Source organism: Streptomyces sp. NPDC006332 (genome assembly GCF_040612855.1).
In the GTDB taxonomy this organism is placed as follows: Bacteria; Actinomycetota; Actinomycetes; order Streptomycetales; family Streptomycetaceae; genus Streptomyces.
On sequence record NZ_JBEXRA010000069.1, the window covers coordinates 18,103 to 42,489 of the forward strand.

General features: G+C 70.7%; 20 protein-coding genes and 1 pseudogene. 1 reads left to right on the top strand and 20 read right to left on the bottom strand.

The genetic code is table 11. The features are described from left to right. Positions 1-30: 30 nt before the first annotated feature. The 20 genes and pseudogenes from ABZ027_RS38205 to ABZ027_RS38300 form a co-directional block, all read right to left on the bottom strand. The gene (locus ABZ027_RS38205; protein ID WP_356776761.1) at positions 31-1,188 is read right to left on the bottom strand and encodes a dienelactone hydrolase family protein; all 1,158 of its coding nucleotides are present in this window, start codon (positions 1,186-1,188) and stop codon (positions 31-33) included. Then, the gene (locus tag ABZ027_RS38210; RefSeq protein WP_356776763.1) at positions 1,181-2,464 is read right to left on the bottom strand and encodes a pectate lyase; all 1,284 of its coding nucleotides are present in this window, start codon (positions 2,462-2,464) and stop codon (positions 1,181-1,183) included. The genes ABZ027_RS38205 and ABZ027_RS38210 overlap by 8 nt, the downstream gene beginning before the upstream one ends. Further along, positions 2,457-3,500: a pectinesterase family protein gene (locus ABZ027_RS38215; RefSeq protein ID WP_356776765.1), complete on the bottom strand. Its 1,044-nt coding sequence runs from the start codon at positions 3,498-3,500 to the stop codon at positions 2,457-2,459. The genes ABZ027_RS38210 and ABZ027_RS38215 overlap by 8 nt, the downstream gene beginning before the upstream one ends. 1 nt (position 3,501) lies before the next feature. Continuing rightward, on the bottom strand, positions 3,502-4,632 hold the full coding sequence (locus ABZ027_RS38220; RefSeq protein ID WP_356776767.1) for a pectinesterase family protein: 1,131 nt from the start codon (positions 4,630-4,632) through the stop codon (positions 3,502-3,504). A 262-nt stretch (positions 4,633-4,894) separates the two neighbouring features. Continuing rightward, positions 4,895-6,214, bottom strand: a complete 1,320-nt coding sequence (locus ABZ027_RS38225) for a polysaccharide lyase family 1 protein (protein ID WP_356776769.1) — start codon at positions 6,212-6,214, stop codon at positions 4,895-4,897. 30 nt (positions 6,215-6,244) lie between these two features. Beyond that, positions 6,245-7,036 carry a rhamnogalacturonan acetylesterase gene (locus ABZ027_RS38230; protein WP_356776771.1) on the bottom strand — a complete coding sequence of 264 codons (792 nt, stop codon included), beginning with the start codon at positions 7,034-7,036 and terminating at the stop codon, positions 6,245-6,247. 124 nt (positions 7,037-7,160) lie between these two features. Beyond that, a complete protein-coding gene (locus ABZ027_RS38235; RefSeq protein ID WP_356776773.1) occupies positions 7,161-8,510 on the bottom strand; it encodes a sugar ABC transporter substrate-binding protein in 1,350 nt (449 codons plus the stop codon). Positions 8,511-8,589: 79 nt separating this feature from the next. After that, the gene (locus tag ABZ027_RS38240; RefSeq protein WP_356776775.1) at positions 8,590-10,572 is read right to left on the bottom strand and encodes a pectinesterase family protein; all 1,983 of its coding nucleotides are present in this window, start codon (positions 10,570-10,572) and stop codon (positions 8,590-8,592) included. Positions 10,573-10,602: 30 nt separating this feature from the next. Beyond that, positions 10,603-12,111, bottom strand: coding sequence for a family 43 glycosylhydrolase (locus ABZ027_RS38245; protein ID WP_356776777.1), 1,509 nt, complete (start codon positions 12,109-12,111; stop codon positions 10,603-10,605). Beyond that, complete coding sequence (locus ABZ027_RS38250; RefSeq protein ID WP_356776779.1) at positions 12,108-12,953, bottom strand: PmoA family protein; 846 nt, start codon at positions 12,951-12,953, stop codon at positions 12,108-12,110. Before ABZ027_RS38250 ends, ABZ027_RS38245 begins: the two co-directional genes overlap by 4 nt. Then, positions 12,953-14,095, bottom strand: coding sequence for a Gfo/Idh/MocA family oxidoreductase (locus tag ABZ027_RS38255; RefSeq protein ID WP_356776781.1), 1,143 nt, complete (start codon positions 14,093-14,095; stop codon positions 12,953-12,955). Before ABZ027_RS38255 ends, ABZ027_RS38250 begins: the two co-directional genes overlap by 1 nt. Beyond that, positions 14,092-14,274: pseudogene (locus ABZ027_RS38260) on the bottom strand (pectate lyase); the annotation flags it as partial. The gene ABZ027_RS38255 and the pseudogene ABZ027_RS38260, both read right to left, overlap by 4 nt. Before the next feature lie 26 nt (positions 14,275-14,300). After that, positions 14,301-15,197, bottom strand: coding sequence for a carbohydrate ABC transporter permease (locus ABZ027_RS38265; RefSeq protein WP_356776783.1), 897 nt, complete (start codon positions 15,195-15,197; stop codon positions 14,301-14,303). Then, positions 15,194-16,129, bottom strand: coding sequence for a sugar ABC transporter permease (locus ABZ027_RS38270; RefSeq protein WP_356776785.1), 936 nt, complete (start codon positions 16,127-16,129; stop codon positions 15,194-15,196). The genes ABZ027_RS38265 and ABZ027_RS38270 overlap by 4 nt, the downstream gene beginning before the upstream one ends. Positions 16,130-16,448: 319 nt before the next feature. After that, a complete protein-coding gene (gene araD, locus ABZ027_RS38275; RefSeq protein WP_356776786.1) occupies positions 16,449-18,188 on the bottom strand; it encodes an L-arabinonate dehydratase in 1,740 nt (579 codons plus the stop codon). Next, complete coding sequence (locus tag ABZ027_RS38280; protein ID WP_356776788.1) at positions 18,185-19,093, bottom strand: dihydrodipicolinate synthase family protein; 909 nt, start codon at positions 19,091-19,093, stop codon at positions 18,185-18,187. The genes araD and ABZ027_RS38280 overlap by 4 nt, the downstream gene beginning before the upstream one ends. Next, entirely contained in the window at positions 19,090-19,764 is a 675-nt protein-coding gene (locus ABZ027_RS38285) for a GntR family transcriptional regulator (RefSeq protein ID WP_356776790.1), read from the bottom strand. Before ABZ027_RS38285 ends, ABZ027_RS38280 begins: the two co-directional genes overlap by 4 nt. A 264-nt stretch (positions 19,765-20,028) precedes the next feature. Next, positions 20,029-20,625 (bottom strand): TIGR03086 family metal-binding protein, encoded by a 597-nt coding sequence (locus tag ABZ027_RS38290; protein WP_356776792.1) that lies wholly within the window; start codon positions 20,623-20,625, stop codon positions 20,029-20,031. Between the two features lie 147 nt (positions 20,626-20,772). Continuing rightward, the gene (locus tag ABZ027_RS38295) at positions 20,773-21,936 is read right to left on the bottom strand and encodes a hypothetical protein (protein WP_356776794.1); all 1,164 of its coding nucleotides are present in this window, start codon (positions 21,934-21,936) and stop codon (positions 20,773-20,775) included. Positions 21,937-22,258: 322 nt separating this feature from the next. Beyond that, on the bottom strand, positions 22,259-23,200 hold the full coding sequence (locus ABZ027_RS38300; protein WP_356776796.1) for a 5-dehydro-4-deoxyglucarate dehydratase: 942 nt from the start codon (positions 23,198-23,200) through the stop codon (positions 22,259-22,261). 227 nt (positions 23,201-23,427) lie between these two features. Here ABZ027_RS38300 and ABZ027_RS38305 point away from each other — a divergent pair, with 227 nt between their 5' ends. Beyond that, the gene (locus ABZ027_RS38305; protein WP_356776798.1) at positions 23,428-24,237 is read left to right on the top strand and encodes an NAD(P)-dependent oxidoreductase; all 810 of its coding nucleotides are present in this window, start codon (positions 23,428-23,430) and stop codon (positions 24,235-24,237) included. Positions 24,238-24,387 lie beyond the last annotated feature (150 nt).

Below are 24,387 nucleotides of genomic sequence, written 5' to 3' on the forward strand. Positions count from 1 at the left end.
GTCCTTTTCTCGTGCGGGTGGGGGGTCGGTTCACAGGACGGAGTCGAGCCAGGCGAAGACCTCGTCCTGCATGCGGTCGACGAAGACGTGGCCGAGGTCGGGCCAGGTCTTGAGGTGCAACCGCTCCTCGGCGTGGCGGGACCGCCAGACGGCGCGCATCTTGTCGTGGGCCGTCCGGACGCCGTCGGCGGTGAAAAGGGTGTCCTGGCCGCCGTTGAAGAAGAGCATCGGCCTGGGGGCTGCGATGCTCGCCACGTCGGGGAAGTCGAGGAACCGGGGAAGCCCGGGGTGGAGCATGTAGTACGACGACTGTCCGCGCAGCGTGTTGTTGCCGGACACCATCATTTCCTTCAGTCCGGTCATCCAGCAGACGGAGACGGCGGCCGCGATGTCGTCGCTGAGCGCGGCCGTCTGCCAGGCCCGGTAGGCGCCCATGGAGAACCCGACGGCCGCGACCCGGCGGGCGTCCACCCGGTCGAGGCCTGCCAGGAAGCCCGCGGCACGGGCGTCCTCGCGGGCCATGAGTCCGGCGAGGGAGGAGCCGAGGTTGTAGAAGTTGGAGGCGAGGGCCTGCTGCTGGTCGTAGGCGAGCGGGCCGCGGTCGCCCCAGCCGAGCGCGTCCAGGCACAGGACCACGTATCCGCGCCTGGCCAGTTCGTCGCCGACGAAGCGACCGCTGAAGTACTTGTCCGCCCACGCCTGCGCGGAGGCGAGACGTGTGTCGTCGTACCAGGGCCGGACGAGTTTCTCCTTCCCGATGTCGAACTTCGCCCCGTGGTCGTGGAGGAGGAGCACGGCGGGGAAGGGGCCGGAGCCGTGCGGGGTGAGCAGGACGCCGCGGACGCGTTCGTAGCCGGTCAGCGCGAGGGTCACCAACTCCCTTGTGTATCCCTCCTCCTGGGGGCCTGAGGTGAATCTGGGCGCGTACGGCGTCCCGCGCTGCGAGGCGACGAGGAGGTGTTCCTCGACCTTCGCACGAGCCGCTCGACGCCACGCCCGGAAGTCGCGGACGGGTGAAGTGCCCCAGGCGAGCGGGAAGTTCAGTCCTTGCTTCAGTACGGGGTGGAAGTCGGGCAGGTTGCCGGCCACCAGGTCCGCCGCCTGCGCGGTTCCGGTGCCGCCTCCCGTGAGGAACGCCGCGGCGGCGGCGCCCGTCATGAACGTCCGGCGTCCTAGCGGCTCACTCATACGACCTCCCGGTGCCGGCGTGCCTCAGGACGTACCGCTCGACTGCCTGCGGTGACGTGAGGGGCCGGTAGTCATAGGTGTCGGCGGGGTCCCAGCCGACGTCACCCGTGAGACCGAGGCCGCTCGCCACGGCGTTCAGGCGGGCGGGGCGGCCGTTGAACCAGGAGCCGGTGTCCCGGAAGTGCTCGCCTCCGTAGTCGGCGACCGCGAGGGCCGAGGAGCCCCTCGGGTAGCGGAAGACGTTGCGCTCGGAGAAGATCGCCGACTCGAGGCCGACGCCGAGCGCGTAGAGGGTGTCCGCCATCCGTCCCCGGTAGACGTTGTTGACGACGTGCACCTGGCCGAAGCGGACCCGGGGGCCGCGCTGCACGATGTCGGTGAAGAGGTTGCGGGCGAAGGTGACCTTGAGGTGGCCACGGTCCCGGTCGCCGCGACCGTCCCCCGATCCGATGAGGAGCGCCTTGTCGTGGTCGGTGAAGCGGCTGTCGGAGACGGTGATGAAGTCGGAGCCGTCCTCGATGTCCAGCAGTCCGTCGTGCCGTTGGACGTGCTCACCGTGGAAGCCGAGGGGTGCCGCGCGGTCCGGGAAGCGGCCGTCGGTGAAGGTGCAGTGGTCGACCCAGATGTTCTTCCCGGTGATCACGGTCATCGCGTCGAAGCGGGCGTTCCAGTTGCCCTGGGTGCCGTCGTCGGGCGACCAGGAGGTGAAGTGGTCGACGGGTGCTTCCAGTTCGAGGTTCCGGACGATGATGTTGGTGCCCGTGTTGACGGTCAGGAAGACGCCGAGGAGCCGTGCGGATGCGCCCGCGCCGACCAGGGTGGTGTTGCTCGGCAAGGTCAGCTGGATCTGCAGTTTCTCGTTCGTCGACCCGGTCTGCCGGAGTTGGCGTTGCTGCTTGCAGTAGTCGTGGCGGGTGTCGGACCAGGTGCCGCCGTCCGCACCGAAGCAGGACATGTAGCGCGCGAGGTCGTACCCGGGCGCGTAGTCCTGCTCGCCGAGCAGGGATCCGTCCGCCGCCTCGTGGCCGTTGATGTCGCCGACGACCCGGATCACCTTGGGTGCGGTGGGTTCACCCCGGTTGGCCAGCGCCTCCTTGAGCTCGGCGCGGGTGCGCACCGTCCAGGTGGTGCCGCCCGCTCCTCCGGTGGTGCCGGTGCCGGAGGCGGCCCAGCCGACGGGGGTGCGGGCGGCCGGGGGGCGGGCGGCGGACGCGGAGGCCTCGGTCGGCGCCAGCAGGAACGCGCAGGCGAGCAGGGCGCTCAGGGCCCTACGCACGGGGCCGCCAGTCACCGAGGTAGGCCGCCCTGGTGTGCGAACGGGCTTCCGCACGGTCGAGTTGAGGCCGGTTCTCCGGCACTGTGATCTCCGCTCCCGGGCCGGTGTTGCGGTACTCCCGAAACCGCATGGTCTGCCAGGGGTACGCCTCCCGCATGTTGGTGTACGGGGCCGCCGCGTCGATCCCGGGACCGATCCGGGTGTCCCGTACGACGAGGGACGGCCAGGCGGTCGTCTCGTACGTCGGCACCCAGGGCCGGGCCAGTTTGTACGCCCGGTCCTCGGCGCCGGAGGTGATCCGGGAGCCGAGCACCAGGATGCCGTGCGGGTTGGCGCGGGCCGTGGAGGGGGCGAAGACCATGCCCTTGGGGGTGAAGTCGACGTCCCGTCGCAGCGTGTGGAAGTGGCAGCCCTCGAAGACGGCGGTCGCCCGCCCGAAGACGAAGTCGACGTCGCCCTCGATGTGGCAGCGGTGGAAGTACTGCCGGTCGAAGACGTCGAGCGCGGTCGTCTCGACGAAGAGGGTGTCCTGGTGGGCGAGCAGGCGCACGTTCTCGAAGTGGGTGCGGTCGCCGTAGGTGTACGCGGCCACCGCCTGGGTGCCGGTGATCTCGGGGTGGTCGGCGCGCAGCCAGTCGTTGGCGAGGGTGAGGTCGCGGACCCTCAGCCCGGGGGCCGCCGAGGTGAAGGTGGCGGAGCCGGCGGTGCCGTAGGTGGTGCCGTCGGGTTTCTTGGTGCCGTTCGCGTTGTCGTAGACGATGACGACGTCACGTGGGTCGCGGGTGGCGCCGCGCAGGGTCAGCTGCGCCTTGTCGGGGGCGATGGTGACGACTTCGCGGTACGTCCCCGGGTGCACGACGATCGTCCAGCCGGGCCCCGGTATCGCGTTGACGGCCGCCTGCACGGACTCGCCGGGCCGCACGTGCAGGACCCGGCGGCCGGCGGCAGAGACGGAGGCGGAGGCAGAGGCAGAGGCGACGGGAGCGGCGGTGAGCACGCCTGCGGACAGCCCCGTCAGTAGGGTGCGCCTGCGCATGTCAGCACCCCCGCTTCCATGGCCGCCAGTCACCCAGATACCCGGCTCGTGTCGCCGACTCGGCCTGTTCCTCGGTGAGTTGGGGACGATTCGCGGGGACCGGGATCTCGGCGCCGGGGCCGGTGTTGCGGTACTCGGCGAACCGCTGGCTCTGCCACGGGAAGCTGTCCGACATGTTGGCGTAGGGCGCGACCGCGTCGATGCCGTGACCCAGCCAGGTGTTCCGCACGGTGAGCGAGGGGCGGGCGGTGGTGTCGGAGCTGGGCACCCACGGGCGGGCCAGCTTGTAGTGGGCGTCCGGGGCCTCGCTGCTGACCCGGCCGCGGACGACCAGGTAGCCGCGCGGGTTGGCGCCCGCCGTCGAGGGTGCGAAGACGAAGCCGTAGGGGGCGGCCGCCAGGTCGGTGCGGTTCAGGGTGCGGAAGTGACAGTTCTCGTAGACGGCGGTCGCCCGGCCGAAGACGAAGTCGACATCGCCCTCGACGTAGCAGTGGGCGTAGTACTGGCGGGCGAAGACGGACAGGGACATGGAGTCGGCGTACAGGGTGTCCTGGTGGCCGAGGAAACGGCAGTGGTGGAAGGCCGAGCGGTCGCCCTGCACCTTGATGGCGACGGCCTGGGTGCCGGTGATGCCGGGGTGGTCGGCGCGCAGCCAGTCGTTGGCGAAGGTGATCCAGTGGGCGGTGAAGCCGTCCGCCTGCACGGTCGTGGTGGCCGACCCGGTGGTGCCGTGGGTGCCGCCGCCGGGCTTGGGGGTGCCGGCCGCGTTGTCGTACACGATCACGACGTCCCGGGGGTTTTCCGAGGCGCCGATCCAGGTCGCCTCCGTCCGGGTGGCGTCGACGGCGACGGTCTCCCGGTAGACGCCCGGTGCCAGGACCAGGGTCCGGCCGCTGCCGGTCGCGGCGGTCACGGCGGCCTGCACGGAGGTGAAGTCGCCGCGGCCGTGCGGGTCGACGTACAGGGTCCCCGGGGTGAGGCGGGCCGCGGGCGACCCGTACCGGCCGAAGGGGCGCTTGCCGCCGACGGCCCGCGCGGGGGCCGATCCGATCGCGAGCGCGGCGCCGGCCCCGGCGCTCGCGAACAGCAATCCCCTTCTGGACAGGGGGAGTTGTAGGTGGTGCGAGGGCATGCGGGGGCTCCTTCGGCAGAGTGGCTCGGTGCTTCCTCGTGTGGGGCGCCTGTCGCGCCTGCGGGGCGGTGGTGGGTCGGGGACGGGCCGGGGGTGTCCGTCCTCGGAACGTCGCGGAATCGGTTTCTCGAGGAGCGGGCGGTGTTGACGCGACAACCGCTGCGGGCGGACACCCCCGACCCGTCCCCTTGGCGCCGTGGGCGGGTGCGGCGGCGGGGGGCCGGGGCGGGGTGTGGTCCGCCCCGGCCGGTCGGGGCTCGCGTCAGCGCAGTCGGCCGGCGCCCGCGTTGCAGTCGACGATCTCGGGCACCGCCTTCGCCCGGTCGACCTTGGTGCGCAGGGTCGGCTTCCAGCCCGCGCCGGACGGGAGGGCCTCGCCGGGGAGCTCCGCGTTGTGCACGGCGAGCAGGTCGACGGGCTTGCCGTTGACGTAGTTGTCGGCGGCGGTGACCGGCGACTCGTTCCACCGTTTGAGGACCTTCGCCGCGCTGACGCCGGTGGGCAGCGTGAACGCGTTGTGCTCTGCGACGAGTTGGGACTCCTTGCCGATGCCGTAGCTGTAGGCGTAGTCGCCGTTCGCCACGAAGTGGTTGTTGTAGGAGTCGACCTGGCCGAAGCGGACGCGGGGCGCACGCTCGACGAGGTTCGAGAACAGGTTGTGGTGGAAGGTGACCTTGAGGTGGCCCCGGTCGCCCGCCGCGGTGGACTCGCTGTCGCTGTTGCCGATCAGGATCGTCTTGTCGTGCTCGGTGAAGACGTTCCAGGAGGCGGTGACGTAGTCGGCGCCCTTGACGATGTCCAGTTCGCCGTCGTGCTGCTGGTAGAGCATGCCGAAGTAGGTGGGCGCGGCGCTGTCGGGGTGGGTGCCGTCGGTGAACGTGTTGTGGTCCAGCCACACGTGGGTGGAGCCGTAGACGACGGCGGTGTCGTACTCGGAGTTCCAGTTGCCCTTGGCACCATCCGTCGGGTCCCACTGCGGGAAGCAGTCGATGGGGCTCTCGAAGGTGAGGTTGCGGACGATGACGTTGTCCACGGCCTTGATCTGGAGGCTGGCGCCCTTGAAGCCGGCGTTCTTCCCCACGCCGATGATCGTGGTGTTGGCGGGGACGTTCGCCTTGATGGTCTGGTCCTGGTTGGCGGCGGAGACCCTGCGCAGGCCCTCGGGGCTGTCGGCGGGCTCGGCGCTCAGGTCGGTGTCCAGGCCCCACTTCTCGGGCGAGTACTTCTCCAGGTAGGCGTCGAAGTCGTAGCCGGGCGCGGCGAGCGCGGCGCAGCCCTCCGACACCGCGTCGATGGTCCCCCGCACCTTGATGATCTTCGGTGCGCTGCCTCCGGCGGCGAGGGCGGCCTTGAACTCGGCCCAGGTGGTCACGGTGTAGACGTGGTCGGCGTCGGCGGCGGCGCCGCCGGTGGTCCCGGTCCCGTACGAGGCCCAGCCGTCGTTCGCGGCGAGCGTGGCGCGGGCGGGGTCACGGGGCTGGGCCTGGGCGGCGGGACCGGTGGCCGTCAGGGCGAGGGCGGTGCAGCTGACTAAGGCGATGGTGGTAGCTGTGGCATGCCCATGCCATCTTTGTGTGTTCACTGTGCGGCTCTTTCTTCCGGGTCGGGGTGGTTAGGCGGCGGCCTGCGGCCAGGTGATCCAGGACGCGGGGATCTCGTCGTGGAGCCGGCGGACGTCCTGCGGGGTCAGCATCCGGGTACGCAGCAGTTCCCGGGCCACCAGTCGGGCCACGGCGATCGCGCCGGGCGGGTTGAAGTGTGTGTTGTCCTGCTCGGTCGCGGTCCAGTTGAAGTACGTCTTCGTCTCCTCGACCCCCAGCTCCTGCCACAGCGCGAGGGACAGGGCCTGGATGTCGAGCAGCGCGACCCGCTCCCGCTGGGCGAGCGCACGCATCGCCGCGGGATAGTCGCCGTGGGTCGGCACGGCGTTGCCGCTCGCGTCGAACCTTCTGCGTTCGACGGGCGTGGCGAGCACCGGCCGGGCGCCTCGGGCGCGGGCGCCGTCGATGTACTGGCGCAGATGGTCCTGGTACGTCGTCCAGGGCTCGGTGTAACGCGTGGGGTCGTCCGCCTTCTCGTCGTTGTGCGCGAACTGGATGACCAGGATGTCGCCGGGGCGGATCGCGTCGAGGATGGCGGTGAGCCGCCCCTCGTCGATGAAGCTCTTCGAACTCCGGCCGTTCACGGCGTGGTTGGCGACGGGCCGGTCCTGGTGCAGGAAGAACGGAAGTGCCATGCCCCAGCCGGTCTCGGGTGCGGCGGCGGCGTACTTCTGCGCGGCGGTGGAGTCACCGGCTATGTAGAGCGTGTGGGAGCGCCGCGCGGCGTGGGCGGTGCCGGTCGCGGCGGCGAGGGGGAGAGCGGCAAGGGCCGCTGAAGCGACTTGTCTACGGGTGAGGGACACGGGGGTGCACCTTCCGACAGAGGTGAGTGTCCTGGCTTGAGGGGCGCGGGGAACTGCGCGCCCGGCCGGGGACGGCCCGCTGCCTGCAATGGGCCGGGCCGTCCCACGGCGAAACGAAAGGGAATCAGGCCTTCTGCTCGTTCCATTCGGCCTGAGCCTTGTTCAGCTGATCGGCGAGCGTGTCCAGGAATTCCTTCGCGCTCATCTTGCCGAGGAGGACCTTCTGGAAGTTCGGCTCGTTGTCCGACTTGGAGATCGTGTTCCAGTCCGGCAGGTAGTACGGCAGCTGCACGATCGTCGTGGAACCGTCGGTCAGCGCGGCCGCGGCCAGTTTCGTCGGCTCGGCCTTGGCGATCCACGCGTCCTTCGCCGCGTCCAGGTTGGCGGGTACCTGGCCCGCCGACTCGTTGAACTTCGAGCTCTCCTCGTGCGAGCTGGCGAACTCGATGAACTTCCAGGCGGCTTCCTTGTTCTTGGAGCTCTTGAACAGGCCGAGCCCGTCCACCGGGTTGGACACCTGGACCCGCTTGCCGTCGGCCCCGGTCGGCTGGGGGATACCCCGGAACTTGCCCACGCCGAGCGCCTTCACATGGTCCTGGTAGGAGCCCAGGTTGTGGTTGAGCATTCCGATCGTGCCGGAGTCCCACTGCGCGACCATCTTGGTGAAGTCGTTGTTCAGGTCGGCGGCCGGGGTGACCTTCTTGTAGAGCTTCGCGTACTTCTCCAGCCCCGCCACGTTCTTCGGGTCGTTGACGGTGGTCTTCTCACCGCTCGCGTCCCAGAACGAGGTGATGCCGGACTGCCCGTACATCGCGTCCAGCGCCTGGGCGATGGAACCGGCGCCGCCTCGGATGGTGTATCCGAACTCGTTCTTGCTCGCCTTGGTGAGCTTTTCCGCGGCCGCGTAGAAGGAGTCCCAGGTCGTCGGCGCTTCGAGCCCGGCTTTCTTGAACAGGTCGGTGCGGTAGTAGAGGACGCCGTTGTTGGCGGACGTGGGGATCGAGTAGAGCGTGTCGTCCCTGCCGCCGGCCGCCTTCAACGACTTGACCATGTTCTCGTTGATCTTGCCGTTCAGGGACGACTTGGAGAGCCGGCCGTCCAGCGGGTCCAGCGCGTTCTGCGCGGAGAAGGACGCGATCATCGCCGCGCCGACACCGCCGACGTCCGGCAGACCGCCGCCCTGGATGGCGGTGTCGACCTTCGACTGGTACTCGGTGGAGGGGATCCCGACGTACTCGACGTCGATGTCCGGGTTCGCCTTCTCGAAGTCGGCGATGACCTCCTTCCAGATGTCGGTGCGGACACCGCCGTTGTTGTCCCAGAAGACGATCTTGCCCTTGCCGCTGCCCTCGGCGCCCTTGTCGCCGCCCGCGCCGCTGCCGTCGTCACCGCAGGCGGTGGCGGTCAGCGCGAGGACGGAACCCAGGGCGACGGCTGTGGCGACGCGCCTGCTTCTGCGGATGCTGCTCTTCATTGATCGGCTCTCTTCTTCTGGATCCAGCGGAGATATGAAGGTGTGTGGGTCCGGTGTCCGGCCCTGAAGGCCGGACGACTCAGCGGCGGGCGTGCGGCGCCCAGCCGTCAGTGCCCTTGAGGTAGTCGGTGACGGTGTACGACCGCGCGTCGGCGTCGCTCAGCTGCGGCCGGTCCGCGGTGACCGCCGCCCCCACGCCGCGGTTGCGGTACTCGGCCAGTCGCGCGTCCTTCCACGAGAACCCGCTCATGTCGGTCCACGGGGCGGCCTTGACCGCGGCGGGCAGCTCGGTGTCGCGGATCAGCACCTGCGCGACGGCGGCCGGTTCACCGCCCGGGTGCCAGGGCCGACCGAGGTGGAAGGTCCCCGCGGGCGCGTCGCTCACGATCCTCGACCGGGTGATGAGGAAGCCGTACGGGTTGCCCGTCCACGTCGAAGCGGCCGTGATGTAGCCGTTGTTGGTGTCCGAGCCACGGCTCAGCGCGCGGATGACGGAGCGCTCGATGACGGTGGTCGCACGTCCGTAGACGAAGTCCACATCGCCCTCGATGTACGAGTCGCGGAGGTAGACCCTGCTGATCACGTCCAGCTTGGGGCTGTCGGTCATCAGGGTGTCCTGGTTGCCCAGGAAGGCGGTGTCCTCGAAGACGATCCGGTCCCCCGTCGTCTTCATGGCGAGGGCCTGCTCACCCTTCAGCTCGACCGCGGCCTCGTCGAAGTCGTTGCTGAAGGTGAGGTTGCGGGCGGTGACGTCGTTCGCGGCGATCCGTACGGTCGCGCTCCCCGTGGAGCCCCCGTACTCGGCGGGCGTGTCGTACACGATGACGGTGTCCGAGCGGTCGCGGCCGGTCCCCCGCAGCACGATGTTCGACTTGGTCGCGGGGATCAGGACCTTCGCCCGGTAGGTGCCCGGCGCGATCGCGATGGTCACCGGGACCGCGTTGCCGTCGGGGACGGCGTCCACGGCGGCCTGGACGGTGGGGTGGTCGGCCGGGACGCGAAGCGTGACGCCGATCTGCTTCTGGGGCCCGGAGAAGCGTTTGACCAGCGCCGGAACAGCCGCCGCCGGGTCGAGTCGGTAGTCGTAGAAGTCCCGCGGGTCGAAGGCGGCGCCCCACTCGTCGTGCCGGCCCGTCGTGTTCCTCAGGATCGACCCACGCTGCACCAACTCCGCGGTGGCGTCGGCCTGGTAGGGGTGCTGGACATCCCGGTAGTAGCTGTTCTCGATGACCATCTTGGTCCGGCCGCGCGACCAGTTCCCGTACGTCCACACCGGATCACCGGGGTCCACCTGCGCGGTCAGGTAGTTGTTGTAGAGGTGCGCGTAGGCGGCGTTGTCGACGGACGGGTTGCGCTGCTTGGTGTGCGCGAACCAGTTGTGGTCGATGGTGATCTGCGTCCTGACGTTGCTGGTCCACCCGAGACCGAAGGTCTTGTTGTTGTTCTCGAACCGGTTGTACGAGACGGTCACGTACTCGCTGTCCTTGCGGATGTCCAGCTGTCCGTCGCAGATGTTCGAGAAGCGGTTGTGGTCGATCCACACGTGGTGGACGGTGTCCATCTGGATGCCGTCGAAGTCGGTGTCCTTGCAGTCCCAGTTGCCCTCGACGGCCGAGTCGCGGATCGTCAGATTGCGGATGATCACGTTGCTGGTGCCGGGGTCGAGATGCAGTTCGCCGTGGACGATCTCGCCGGTGTCGCCGACGCCGACGATCGTCTTGTCCGAGGCCACCACGATGTTCGCGCCGAAGGGTTCCACGGCCAGCGTTCCCGACACCCTGATGACGTACGGCTCCTCGGCCGCCGCGTACCGGGCCAGCGAGGCCGGGTCGGTGACGGTGACGACCTTGCCGCCCGCGCCGCCGGTGGTGCCGCCGGCCAGCGAGGCGAAGCCGTGCGGCCGGTCGTCGAAGCGGTCCACGGACGTCTGCGCCGGGTGGGCGTCCGCTGCCTTCGTCTCCCCGGCCGCCCCGAGACTCAGCGCGGCCACCAGACCGAGCACGGCGGCCACCACCTTGCCGTGCCCAGGTCTCGGCAAGCGCTTGCTACGGAGGTGCGTCATTGCGGCTCCCAACAGGCGGAACGGGGTGGGTTACAAAGGGGTGATCCGGAACTGGGTGAAGCTCGCCGCGCCGGCGTGTCCGGAGCCGGTGGGCGCGAGGGCGAAAAGGCCGAGCAGGGCGCCGACCCAGCGCCAGGGGGTGGCGGCGAAGACGGGACCGGACGGCGTGAGTCCGTCACCGACGTCAAAGAAGAAGCGGCAGCGCGCGCCCGCGCCGATCTCGATCAGCAGTCGCGCCCGTCCCTCGGGCGCCGGTCGCGGGTGGTCGGCGTCGCGTTCCCGCTCGGCGACCGCCTCGGCGAACCGGTGCACCAACTGCACGGTCCCGTCGCTCCCCCGCTCGAGTCCGATCCAACTGAAGGCGTCCCCCAGGACGGCGAGCCCGGCCCGTGCCCCCGGCGCCTCGCCGTGCAGCGTCAACTCCACCTCGGCCACGGACGGGACGCCCGGCAGCCGCTGGGTGAGGACGTTCGGCAGGGCGCGCAGGTCGTGCAGGTCGGCCGAGCGGACACAGGACAGCCTGAGGCCGTCCCCGGAGTGCTGGGTGGCCCAGCCCTCACGGGGGTTGGCGGTCCACTGCCACTGGCGGCCGAACCGTCCGCCCGGGAAGTCGTCGTCGGTGGCGGGCGCGGCGGGCGGCTGCGGCGGCAGGTCGGGGCGGCGGTGCACGGCGACGGGGGCGCCCTCGGCCCCGAGCACCGGCCAGCCCCCATCGCCCCAGCTCATCGGCTGGAGGTGGACGACCCTGCCGTAGGCACCGCGCTGCTGGAAGTGCAGGAACCAGTCCTCGCCGGACGGGGTGCGCACCCAGCCGCCCTGGTGGGGGCCGTTGACGTCGGTGTCCTTCTGCTCCAGGACGATCTTCTCCTCGTACGGCCCGAAGAAGTCGCGCGAGCGGAAAGCGCCCTGCCAGCCGGTCTCCACTCCCCCGGCGGGGGCGAAGATCCAGAACCAGCCGTCGTGCCGGTAGAGCTTGGGGCCTTCGAGGGTGAACCAGCCGGGGATCCGGTCGCCGTCGACGATCACCTTGCCCTCGTCGAGAAGTGACGTGCCGTCAGGGTGCATGCGGTGGCCGGTGAGCCGGTTCTTGACGCCGGAGCGGGACTTGGCCCAGGCGTGCACCAGGTACGCCTCGCCGGTCTCGTCGTCCCACAGGGGGCAGGCGTCGATCAGGCCCTTGCCCGCCTTGAGCAGGTGCGGGCGGGTCCAGGGGCCGCGTATCTCCGGGGCGTTGACCTGGAAGACGCCGTGGTCGGGGTCGCCCCAGAAGATCCAGAAGCGGTCGTCGTGGTGGCGCAGCGCCGGTGCCCAGACCCCGCAGTCGTGCCGCGGAACCCTGAACTCGCCCACCGGTTCCAGGCGTTCGAGGGCGTGGCCGACCAGCGTCCAGTTCACCAGGTCGCGGGAGTGCAGCAGGGGCAGGCCGGGGGCGCGGCCGAAGCTGGACGCGGTGAGGTAGAAGTCGTCGCCGACGCGGACCACGTCCGGATCGGACCAGTCGGCGTTCAGGACCGGGTTCGTGTACGTCTCGGCGGTCACAGGCTCACCGCCTTGCGTACCAGGGCGGCGGCCCCGTCCCGGTCGAGGCGGCCGTCGGCGACCACCGTGACGATCCGCCGTACGACGGTGTCACCCGGCTCGATCGGCAGCCGCTCGTCGAACGCAAGGGACGAGCCGACGCCCGGGTACTCGGCGGTGCGCACGAACCACGGGTCGCGGCGGGTCCGTTCGGTGGCGCCCGCGAACACCAGGGTCCAGGTGGAGCCGGCCAGGGCGAGCCAGTCGGCGCGGGTGCCGTGGATCTGGGCCTCGCCCTCGCTGCCGGCGGTGAAGACCCGCGGGGGCTCGCTCTCCTTGCGGGCCCGCCAGAAGTAACCGCCGTACGCCGCGCCGGGGCGCCCGTTGGTCGCCGGGGAGCCGATCGACAGCGGGTCCCGGGTGACGTTGGTGAGCGAGAAGGTGAAGTCCAACGCCCAGGCGGAGTCGGTGAGTTCGGTGGCGGCGACGGTGCGGCGCTCGCGCAGCAGCTCGGCTCCCGAGGCGACCCAGCGCAGCTCCTCCACGAAGCCGTCGGGGTCGCGCAGCTGGAACGTGGTGTGGCGCTGGGCGCCGTGGTTGTCGAGCTCGGTGGGGCCCTGGTCGCGGACGTAGGTGCGTCCGCCCCAGAAGTTGGTCCCCTCGACGTCGGGAACGGCGACACCGACGCCGAGGTGGTGTGTGTGGTCGGCGGGACTGAGTTCGGTGACCGCCGTGCCGGCCAGGGTGGTGACGGGGTGCAGATAGGGGCGCGGGGAGAGCCGCGCGGGCAGCTCGGGCCGGGTGACGTACCGGCCGACCGGCCGGCCCGCGACGCGCAGCACCGGCGTGTCGTTGGTCGTCATCAGGTGCTCACCTCTCTCGGTGGGGCCCAGGTGGCGCCGAGCTCGGAGAAGAGGGCGAGGCTGTCCGCGGAGGCCGCGACGAATCCGTCGACGCCGGGGACGATCCTGCGTTCCTCTCCTGGCAGCAGATGCCAGGCGCTCTCGGGCAGCGGGGCCGGGTCGGGGGCCCGGCGGATCGCCTCCACGACCTTCATGAAGGCGCCGGTTGCATCCGGCTCCACCAGCAGGCCAACACCGTCGGTGAGGTGCCCGACGAGGTTCTCCAGCAGGTCGGTGCGGCCGTACTGGTACTCCTCGGGGCCGTGGTCGGCGCGCTGGAGCAGCACGCGGTCCTGCTTGTACCAGAAAGTGATCCGGCCGCTGTCGCCGTGCACGACGACGTACGGATCGTCGGGGTCCTCGGCGCACAGGGTCGCGGCGACGGTGACCGGGAGGCCCCGCGTGGTGGTGACGCGCACGCAGGAGGTGTCGTCGGACTCGATGTCGTTGGCGCGAAACAGCTCGGTCTCGATCCCGGCGACGTCCTGGGCGTGCGAGGCGCCGGCCAGTGCGAGACCGGTCGCGACGGCGTGCGCGAGCGGGTTGGTCAGCGCCCCGTCGATCACGTCGACGCCGTTCAGCCGCCGCTTGCCCGCCCAGGGAGCGCGCCGGAAGTACGACTCGGGGCGTGCCCAGGCGCCGGCCCCGCCGACTCCGGCCACCTCGCCGATCGCGCCCTCGGCGATCAGCTCCCGGATCGCGGGCAGGGCGTGCGAGCCCAGCGACTGGAAGCCGATCTGGCAGACCACCCCGGCCGCGGCGACCCCGTCCGCCATCCGTCGGAACTCGGCGTACGACGGGGCGGGCGGCTTCTCCAGCAGGAGGTGCACTCCCCTGCGCGCGGCCGTCAGCGCCAGGTCGGTGTGGGTGTGGATCGGCGTGCAGATCACCGCGATCCGGGCGCCGGTCGAGTCGAGGAGGGCGCCGAAGTCGGCGGACTGCTCGGGTGCGCCGAGACCCTCGGGGAGCTCGTCCGCGGTCAGCGGGTCCAGTTCGCAGATGCCGGCGAGCCGGACGATCCCCTTGTCCTGGAGCCTGCGGATGTTGTCCAGATGCCAGCGGCCGTGGCCGCGCGCGCCCGCCAGGACGATGTCTGTGCTCATGGGGTCCTCCCCGCGCCCGCGCCGCGCGCCACCTCTCGGTCGGCCACCCCGGCGCTGTCGATCTTTGTGTGCAGGGTAGGTGTCCGGCCGACGTCCGGCGTGAGGTCACGCTCGCTGCCCGAGTGGCGGCCATTGTGGCGAGCGAGCGGATCCGCCGGACAGCCGTCGGTGAACAGCGTGTCCGCTCCAGCTGCCTGGCGGAGCCTCATCCCTTCACCGCCCCCGCGCTGAAGCCGGTGATCAGCCACTTCTGGATGAAGGCGAACACGATCACCACGGGTACGGCCGCGATGATGCCGCCCGCGGCGAGCGCGCCGAGGTCGACGCTGTCCGCACTCATCAGGGTGTTGAGGCCGACCGGGATGGTCTGCTTGCCCTGGTTGTTCAGGAACATCAGGGCGAACAGGAAGTGGTTCCAGGAGTGCACGAACGCGAACGAGCCCACCGCGATGAGGCCGGGCCGCAGCAGCGGCAGGACCACGATCCTGAAGGCGGTCAGCCGGTTGCAGCCGTCGACCCAGGCCGCCTCCTCCAGGGAGTACGGCACGTTCTTGATGAAGTTGCTGATCAGGATCATCGACAGGGGCAGCTGGAAGACCGTCTCCGCGATGATGACGCTGCCCAGCGAGTTGATCATGTTCAGCTCGGCGAAGATCTCGAACAGCGGGACCAGCAGCAGCGCGCCCGGCACGAACTGGGAGCACAGCAGCGCCAGCATGAACGCCTTCTTGACCCGGAAGTTGAAGCGGGCGAGGGCGTACCCGCCGGCCAGCGCGACCAGGGTGGTCATCAGCAGGGTGGCGACACCGACGAGCAGGCTGTTCTGGAAGTAGGTGCCGAAGCTGCGGTCGGTCCACACCTTCTCGAAGTGGTCGAAGGTCATCGGCCAGGGCACGAGCGAGGTCGAACCGGCCGGGCGCAGCGCGAAGAGCAGGATCCAGTAGAACGGGATCAGGGTGAAGACGAGGTAGATCGACAGCGGCAGGTAGATGTGCCAGCGCGGTACCTCGTCCCAGTTGCGGCCGGCCTTGAGGGGACGCGGGGGGTCGGCGGGCACGTGCGCGGGAGCGGGTGCCGCCTTGGTGGCCTCCTTGGTGATCACTTGTCCGTACCTCCGAACTTGCTCAGCCGCAGATAGACCATCGAGCAGAAGAGCAGGATCACGAACGCGACCGCGGTCAGGGCGGACGCGTAGCCGAAGTTGTGGGCGTCGACGCTGGTGTTGGCGATGTAGAGCGGGAGGGTCGTGGTCTCGCCCGCGGGTCCGCCGCCGGTCAGGGTGTAGAGCAGGTCGACGTTGTTGAACTCCCAGACCGCGCGCAGCAGCGTGGACAGGATGATGGCGTCCTTCAGATGGGGCAGCGTGATGTGCCAGAACTGCTTGACGCGGCTCGCGCCGTCGACCTCGGCGGCCTCGTAGAGGTCCTTGGAGACGGACTGGAGGTCGGCGAGGATGAGGATCGCGAAGAACGGGACACCGCGCCACAGGTCGGCGACGACCGCCGCCGGGAACACCGTCGAGGTGTCCGACAGCCAGCTGGTCCCGTAGCTGCCGATGCCCATGTCCGCGAGGTAACGGGTGATGCCCGTCTGGGAGTTGTAGAGCAGCACCCAGATCGCGGAGGTCAGCACGCCGGAGACGGCCCACGGCGAGAAGACCATCGCGCGGCCGAGTCCCCGGCCCACGAAGGTCTGGTTGACGATCAGCGCCAGCGCCAGACCGAACAGCAGCTGCAGTCCGACCTCGACGACCACCCATTTGGCACTGAAGGTCAGCGTGTCCCAGAACACCGGGTCGTCGGTGAAGGCGTGGACGAAGTTGTCGAAGCCCGCGTAGCCGTTCCGCCACGGTTTGGTGGGGTTGTAGTTCTGCAGGCTGTAGTAGAAGACGCTGATCACCGGGTAGGCGATGAAGCCCAGCATGAGCAGGGCCGCCGGGGCGATCAGCAGGTACGGCAGCCTGCGCGGCGTGGCGGAGGCCCGGCGCCGCCGGGGTGGCGCGGGCGGCTTCGCCACGGCTGCGGCTTGGGCCATGACAGTTCTCCGTTCTCGTGCGTCTGGTGCACGTTGTGCGGGTCGTGCGGGTAAGCGCTTGCTGTGCGGCGTGCGTGAGGCCCGGCCGTCGTGGTGGAGGCGGCCGTGAGGTGGTTCGGGGGTGGCGCGTGGTGACCGTGGTGCGCGTGGTGCTGTGTGGTGCGTGCCTTGCCGGTGGTGCGTGCCTTGCCGGTGGTGCGTTCCGGGCGGTGGTGCCGTGCGGTGCCCGTCGGTGTGCGCTGTGCCGTCGTTCCGGCTGCGCTGTGCCGTGGTGCCGTAGGTGCGTGGTGCCGTGGAGCGTGGGTGGCCGTGCGGTCGTTCAGCCCGCGTACGGGTCCTGCACCTTGCCCGGACGGGCCAGGAACTCGAAGTCGCAGCCGGTGTCGGCCTGCGTGATCTGCTCGTTGTAGAGCGCGCCGTAGCCGCGCTCGTAACGGACGGGCGGCGGCGTCCACTCCGCCCGACGGCGGGCCAACTCCTCGTCGTCGACGTGGAGATGGAGGCTGCGCGCCTCGACGTCCAGGGTGATCGGGTCCCCGGTGCGGACCAGCGCCAGCGGTCCGCCGATGTACGACTCGGGGGCCACGTGCAGCACGCAGGCGCCGTAACTCGTGCCGCTCATACGGGCGTCGGAGATGCGGACCATGTCCCGCACGCCCTGCTTCAGCAGGTGGTCCGGGATCGGCAGCATGCCGTACTCGGGCATCCCGGGGCCGCCCTTGGGGCCGGCGTTGCGCAGCACCAGGACACTGTCCGCGGTGATGCCCAACTCGGGGTCGTTGATGGTGCGCTGCATGGTCCGGTAGTCGTCGAAGACGACCGCGGGCCCGGTGTGCGCGAGCAGGTGCGGCTCGGCGGAGATGTGCTTGATGACGGCGCCGTCCGGGCAGAGGTTGCCGCGCAGCACGGCGACCCCGCCCTCGCTCGCGACCGGGTTGTCCCGAGGCCGGATGACCTCGTCGTTGTGCACCCGCGCGCCGGCGATCTGCTCGCGCAGCGTGTCGTACGAGACGGTGGGACGGTCGAGGTGGAGCAGGTCCGGGATCCGGGACAGGAAGCCGGGCAGCCCGCCCGCGAAGTGGAAGTCCTCCATGAGGTAGGTCTGTCCGCCGGGCCGTACGTTGGCGAGCACCGGCACCGTGCGGGCGATGCGGTCGAAGTCGTCGAGGGTGAGCTTGACTCCGGCCCGGCCCGCCATGGCGATCAGATGAATCACCGCGTTGGTGGAGCCGCCGAGGCCGAGGACCGTCGTCACCGCGTCCTCGAAGGCGTCACGGGTGAGGATGTCGGAGAGTCTGCGGTCCTGGTGGACCAGGTCGACGATCCTCAGGCCCGCGGCGGCCGCCATCCTGTCGTGCCCGGAGTCGACGGCCGGGATGCTGGAGGCCCCCGGGACGGTGACGCCGAGGGCTTCCGCGGCGGCCGTCAGCGTGGACGCCGTACCCATCGTCATGCAGTGACCGGGCGAGCGGGCGAGACCGCTCTCCAGTTCGGTCATCTCGCAGTCGCCGATCAGGCCGGCTCGCTTGTCGTCCCAGTACTTCCACATGTCGGTGCCGGAACCGAGCACCTCGTTGCGCCAGTGCCCCGGCAGCATGGGCCCGGCGGGCACGAAGACCGCGGGCAGGTCGGCGGTCGCGGCGCCCATCAGCAGGGCGGGCGTGGACTTGTCGCAGCCGCCCATCAGCACGGCGCCGTCGACCGGGTAGGACCGCAGCAGCTCCTCGGTCTCCATCGCGAGCATGTTGCGGTAGAGCATCGGGGTCGGCTTCTGGAAGGTCTCCGAGAGGGTGGAGACCGGGAACTCCAGCGGGAATCCGCCCGCCTGCCACACGCCCCGCTTCACGGCCTGCGCGCGGTCGCGCAGGTGGACGTGGCAGGGGTTGATGTCGGACCAGGTGTTGAGGATCGCGATGACCGGCTTGCCCAGGTGCTCCTCGGGGAGGTAGCCGAGCTGGCGGGTGCGGGCGCGGTGGCTGAAGGAACGCAGGCCCTCGGTGCCGTACCACTGGTGGCTTCGCAGTTCCTCGGGGCTCTTCTTGTCGCGCGGCTGGGTCATATCGACCACCCGGACGCGATGGCGGCGACCTCGGCACGTTCGTCCTCGGGCAGCTGCCGGCTGGGCGGACGGACGTCGCGGCGGCACAGGCCGAGGGAGGCGAGGGCCTCCTTGACGACGGTGACGTTGTTGGCGGAGCCGTTGGCCGCCCGGAGTTCCTCGAAGCGGCGGATCTGCTCCCAGACCTTCATCGCGGCCGGATAGTCGCCCGATCGAAGCGCTTCGATCATGTTCAGCGAAACGGACGGGGCGACGTTCACCAGGCCCGAGGTGAAGCCGGTGGCGCCCGCGGAGAAGTAGGAGGGGGCGTAGGGCTCGGCGAGACCCGCGACCCACACGAAGCGGTCGAGGCCGGCGTCCCGGGCGAAGGCCGCGAAGGCGGCCGCGTCCGGGACGGCGTACTTCACACCGATCACGTTGGGGCAGGTGTCGGCGAGTTCGGCGAGGCGGGCACCGAGCAGCTGGGGGTTGCGGACATACGGGACGACGCCCAGTTCGGGCACCGACTCGGCGATCGCGCGGTGGTAGTCGACCCAGCCGCTCTGCGAGACGTAGGGGTGGACCGGCTGGTGGACCATGACCATCTGGGCGCCGAGTTCCCGGGCGTGCCGGGCGGAGGCGACGGCGGTCGGTACGTCGTGCCCGACCCCGACCAGGGTCACGGCACGGTCGCCGGCCTCGTCGACGGTCCACTCGGTGACCAGCTGCCGCTCCTGCGGGGTGAGGGTGTAGAACTCCCCGGTGTTGCCGTTGGGGGTGAGGGTCCTGACGCCGCTGTCGAGCAGACGGCGCAGCAGGGTGCGGAGGGTGTCCTGGTCGACGCTGCCGTCCTCGGCGAACGGGGTCACCGGGATCGCCACCACGTCGGCCAGCGCCGCCCGCTGGGTCTCGAACGATGTCGTCATGCCTGACCGCCCTCTCCCTGGACCTCGGACTCGGACTCCGTCTGAGGGAAGGCCCGTTGTACGAACGACCCGATGTGCGCGTGCAGCGCGCGTGCCGCGCCGTCGGCGTCACCGGCGAGGGCGAGCCGCAGGATCTCCCGGTGCTCGCCGGCCTCCCGTTCCCAGGACGGCGAGGCCGCCCACGCCACCGCGGAGACCAGGGCCGCCTGGTCGCGGACCTCGTCGAGCATCCGGCCCAGCAGCGGGTTGCCGCACGGCAGGTACAGGGCGCGGTGGAACTCCCGGTTGGCGAGGGAGCGTTCGGCGGTGTCCGTGGCCTCGTCGGCCCGGGTCAGCGCGGAGCGTGCGGCGTCGAGGGACGCTCCGCGCCGCACCGCCCGCTTCAGCGCCTCGGGCTCCAGCAGGAGCCGCACGTCGTAGACCTCGCGCGCCATGTCCGCGTCCACCATGCGCACCGTGACGCCCTTGTACTGGTTCATCACCACGAGCCCGGTGCCGGCCAGCGTCTTGAGCGCCTCGCGCACCGGGGTCTTGGAGACCCCGAACTGTGCGGCGAGTTCGGTCTCGACGAGGGCCTGACCGGGCGTCAGCTGCCCGGTGAGGATGCGGTGTTTGATCCCTTCCAGCACGTACTGCGTGCGGGAGGGGATCGGCGTGGGCACAGAGGTCATGCGCGGCCTCTCGGATATCGCGTATCGGATCTCACGTATCGCGTCTCATATATGACGTACGAAGTACGACCCGGTTGAAGGTAGGGAGGGGTCCCCTGGTTCGTCAATGGTTCTGGCAAAGGAAGGTGAGGTCGCGGCAAAGGCCGTCGGCCGGTCGGAGTCGCTCCGCCCGTTCGCTCACGCGATGCATGACGAAGGCGCCCCGAGCCGTAAGGGGCTCAGGGCGCCTGGATCAGTGTGCGGGCGCGATATGGCAAAGCACGGTCACGGCCTCGACGGCCATTGCGGATCCCGCCCGCTGAGTCCCACCGTCCGGTCGAGCAGCGGGGCGTCCGCGGGGACCGGGACGGCCGGGCCGAAGATGCCGCCGCCGTCGTCGGAGTTCTCGGCGGCGGCGCGCAGGAAGCCGTGCGAGACCTCGAGCGCGGTGGGGTCGGGGTCGTAGGGCTGCCCGGTGGCGCGGGCCAGGTCCCAGCCGTGGACGACCAGTTCGTCGGCCGCGACGGCGGCGGCGACCGCGCCGGGCAGGTCGACGCCGCCCGCGCGGGTCATGCCGGTCCAGGCGGCCGGATAGCGCCAGGCGTCGGCGAGTTCGTCGAGGGCCTTCGCGAGGTCCTCGCGCCAGCCGGGCCCGATGTCGGGCACCACGCCGTTCGGGCTGGTGTCCGTGGTGACGCCCATGTCCTTGCGGGCCGCGTCGCGGAAGGCGACGGCCAGTCCGGCCAGGTGCCCCAGCAGGTTGCGCACCGCGAGGTCCGGGCACGGCGTCGCGTCCGCGAGCTGCTCGTCCCGCACGCCGTCCGCGAGGCGGGCGACGATCCGGGCCTGCGGTCCGAGGTCGAAGGTCGTCGGGTCGGTCATGTGCTGCTCCTCCGGGAGACGGGACGCCGCCCGCGGGGTGCGGGCCGCCCTCGGAAGGGTTGACCGGCCCGAGAACCCGAACTCATCGCACGACCGAGGGCCGCCACGGGTAGAGCAGTGCGAGCGACGGCTCGCGGTGGCCGCTGCTCAGCGTCCCGCGAGCGCCTTCCGTGCCGCCTCCAGGTCGGCGTCCGACGCCAGCCCGGCGTGATACAGCCGCAGCTCGGTGGCGCCCAGCTCCCGGGCCCGCGCCGCGTCCGCCGCGAGTGTGCCGGGGCTGCCGCCCATCCCGGAGACCAGCCCGAAGTTGGCGGCGATCACGGTGTCGTCCCGCCGGTGCTGGGCGAACGGTGTCAGCGGCGCCGGGCCGCCCGCGCACGGGACGACCACGCCGTCCGCGACGGACAGGATGTGCGCGGGGTCGACGCCCGGGTTGGCGCCGACGCGGTAGGTGAGGGGGTCGGCGTGCAGCAGGACCTGGAATCCCTCGGGCGCGGCGGCCCGGACGGCGGCGACGGCCGCCTCCTGGAGCGTGCGGGCGGTGTCGTCGCGCCACGCGCGGGTGGCGGCCGCGTTCGTCTCCCCGAGCAGCTTCTCGACTCCGGCCCAGCCGTCGTCTTCGGGCGCGCCCCGCCACACCGGCGCCAGCGCCTCGCGTACGGCGGCCGCCAGCTCGTCGGCGTCCAGGCCCTGTCGGCCGTAGCCGTCCCGGCAGGTCGGGCAGAAGCAGAGCGACATCAGGTACTGGCCTGCGTCCCCGAGGCCGACCCCGGCGGTCTTGTCGTGGGCGTGCAGGTGCTGGAGTCCGTACCAGCCGAGGGACTCCAGCTCGGTGCCGGCCGCGCCGGGGCGTACGGCGGCCTCGGCGGCCAGGTCCACGAGGTAGGTACGGGTGGCGGGCTGCGCGATGCAGGGGGCCCACGGGTAGCGGTCACCGTAGGCGTTGACGACCGAGGTGTCCGGGTGCTCGGCGCCCAGGCGGGAGTTGTGCGCGAGGACGACCCAGGTATGCACCGCCAGGCCGGCGTCGGTGAGCGCGTCGGCCGCCTCGCCGAACGCGTCTCCGGGGGCCCAGTCCCCGGCGGCGTACGGGCGCAGCTCCCGTCCCTCCCACCGGTCGTCGGTGGGGTACAGCACGGCCGCGTGCTCGGCGGTGACGATGCGGTGGCGCGGGTGGCGGGGGGTGAGCGCGCGCGTGGAGTGGTAGGCGGCGGCCAGGGTCACCTGCTCCACGCCGAGCGCGGCGATGCGTGCCGCGGCTTCCGGGTCCCCGTTGACATCCCAGGGGTAGACGAAGGTCGACGCCTTCACTTGAGACCTCCGAGGATGCCCCGGCTGTCAGGCCGGTCAGGAATCGGACTCCTGCGGAGCAGGGCAGGGATCGGGGTTTCGCCCCCCTGGACCCACGCGGTCGCGTAGGCTGACCGCCGTGCGTTGCGAGAACCAAGCGCGTACGCGGTGCTGATCGAGAACCAAGACAGCACATGCACCTCCAAGCTTTGCGGCACAAACCGGGCTGGTTTCAACCCGGCTGGTGTTGATCGTGCAAGACCTGCCGGGTCCCTGGCCCGCAGGCAGCGTGAGCCAGGAATCCCCCTGCTCAGCTGGGGGAGGATTCAATTGTCCTCCGCGTTCACTTGCCCTCGTCGAGCAGGGCGTATCCCCGCTCGACGATCTGGGCGAGCTGTTTCACATGGTCCTCGGTCGGCTCGTGCAGCGGGGGCCGCACCTCTCCCACGTCGAGTCCGCGCATCCGTACGCCGGCCTTGACGAGGGCGACGGCGTAGCCGCGGCCTTGGGCGCGCAGGTCGACGAAGGGCCGGTAGAAGCCGTCGAGGAGACGGTGGGCGGTGGCGTCGTCGCCGGTCTTGTGGGCCTCGTAGAAGGCGAGCGCGATCTCGGGGGCGAAGCAGAAGACGGCGGAGGAGTAGAGGGTGATGCCGATGCCGCGGTAGGCGAGCTGGGTCTGTTCGGCGGTCGGCAGCCCGTTGAAGTAGAGGAAGTCGCCGGGGACCTCGGTGCGGACCGCGCTGATGATCCGCTGCATCAGGTCGAGGTCGCCGAGGCCGTCCTTGAAGCCGATGATCTTGTCGGTGCGGGCCAGCTCCACGACGGACTCGGGGGTGAACACGGCGTTGTCGCGCTGGTAGACGATCACCGGCAGCGAGGTGGCCGCGGCGACCTCGCGGTAGTGCCGCAGCAGCCCCTCCTGCCCGGCGACGACGAGGTAGGGCGGCATGGCGAGCAGCCCGTCCGCCCCGGCGGCCTCGGCGAGCCGCGCGTACCGCACGGCGAGCGCGGTGCCGTATCCGGCGCCCGCGACGACCGGGACGCGACCCGCGGCCTCCGCCACCGCCGCGCGGACACACGCCTCGAACTCCTCCGGTGTGAGGGCGTGGAACTCCCCGGTTCCACAGCACGCGAAGACGGCGGCGGCGCCGGTCTCGATCCCGCGGCGCACATGCGCGCGGTAGGCGTCCAGGTCCACCGAGCCGTCCGGGCCGTAGGCGGTGACGGGGAAGAACAGCGGCCCGCTGGGGATGCCGAGTCGAGCGGCGAGGGGGGCTGACGTCACGGGCTCTCCCTAGAACGAGCGCTCACGTTTATGATTCACATCCATATTTATGAACGACTCCACCCTAGGGATCCCCTTCCGGGCCGGTCAAGCACACAAACCCGGGTCGCGGGAGCGGATACGCAGGGTTCGCGCCACACTTGACGGAGGACACCCGCCGTCCATAGCGTGTCCACGCATGTGAATGGGATCCATGCATGCGGCCGCCGACTCAAGGAGACCCGAGGATGCCCGCTCCCCGCACCGTTCTGCTCACCGGCGCCGCCGGCGGGCTCGGCACCCTGATGCGGAACCTGCTCCCGGCCTTCGACTACGAACTGCGCCTGCTCGACATGCGCCCGATCGAGGGCGACCCGGACGCGGTCACCGCGGACCTCGCCGACAAGGATGCCGTGCGGAAGGCCGTGCGGGGCGTCGACGCGATCATCCACCTCGCGGGCATCTCCCTGGAAGCCCCCTTCGAGAAGATCCTCACGGCGAACATCGAGGGCACGTACAACCTGTACGAGGCCGCGCGCGAGGAGGGCGTGAAGCGCATCGTCTTCGCCTCCTCCAACCACGCGGTCGGCTTCACCCCGCGCCCCCAGGGCGACGATCCCCTCATCCCCATCGACACCCCGCGCCGCCCGGACACCTTCTACGGCCTGTCCAAGGCGTTCGGCGAGGATCTGGCCCAGTTCTACTGGGACAAGTACGGCATCGAGACGGTCTCCGTCCGCATCGGCTCCTGCTTCCCGGAGCCGACCAGCGTGCGCATGCTCTCGGTGTGGATGAGCCCCGCCGACGGCGCCCGCCTCTTCCACGCGGGCCTGACCGCCGAGAACGTCGGGCACACCGTGGTCTACGGCTCCTCCGCCAACACCCGCCTGTGGTGGGACCTCAGCAGCGCACGGGCCCTCGGCTACGAGCCGCGGGACGACTCCGAGCCGTTCGCCGAGAAGCTGATCGCCGAACAGGGCGAACTGGACCCGGACAACGTGGGCCACGCCTACCTGGGCGGCGCCTTCGTCAACGACCCGCCGATCTGGCCGCACTGACCGGCCGCGCCGAAGCGGCGCGAAACCATCGTTCGCGGCGGCGGGCGGGCAGGACGCCGCACTGGCTCGCGGCCGGGAGACGGTCCGGGGCGGAGGTGGATCGGAGAAGTTCCGCGAGGGGAACAGCGCAACCGGGAATGTCGAAAATTC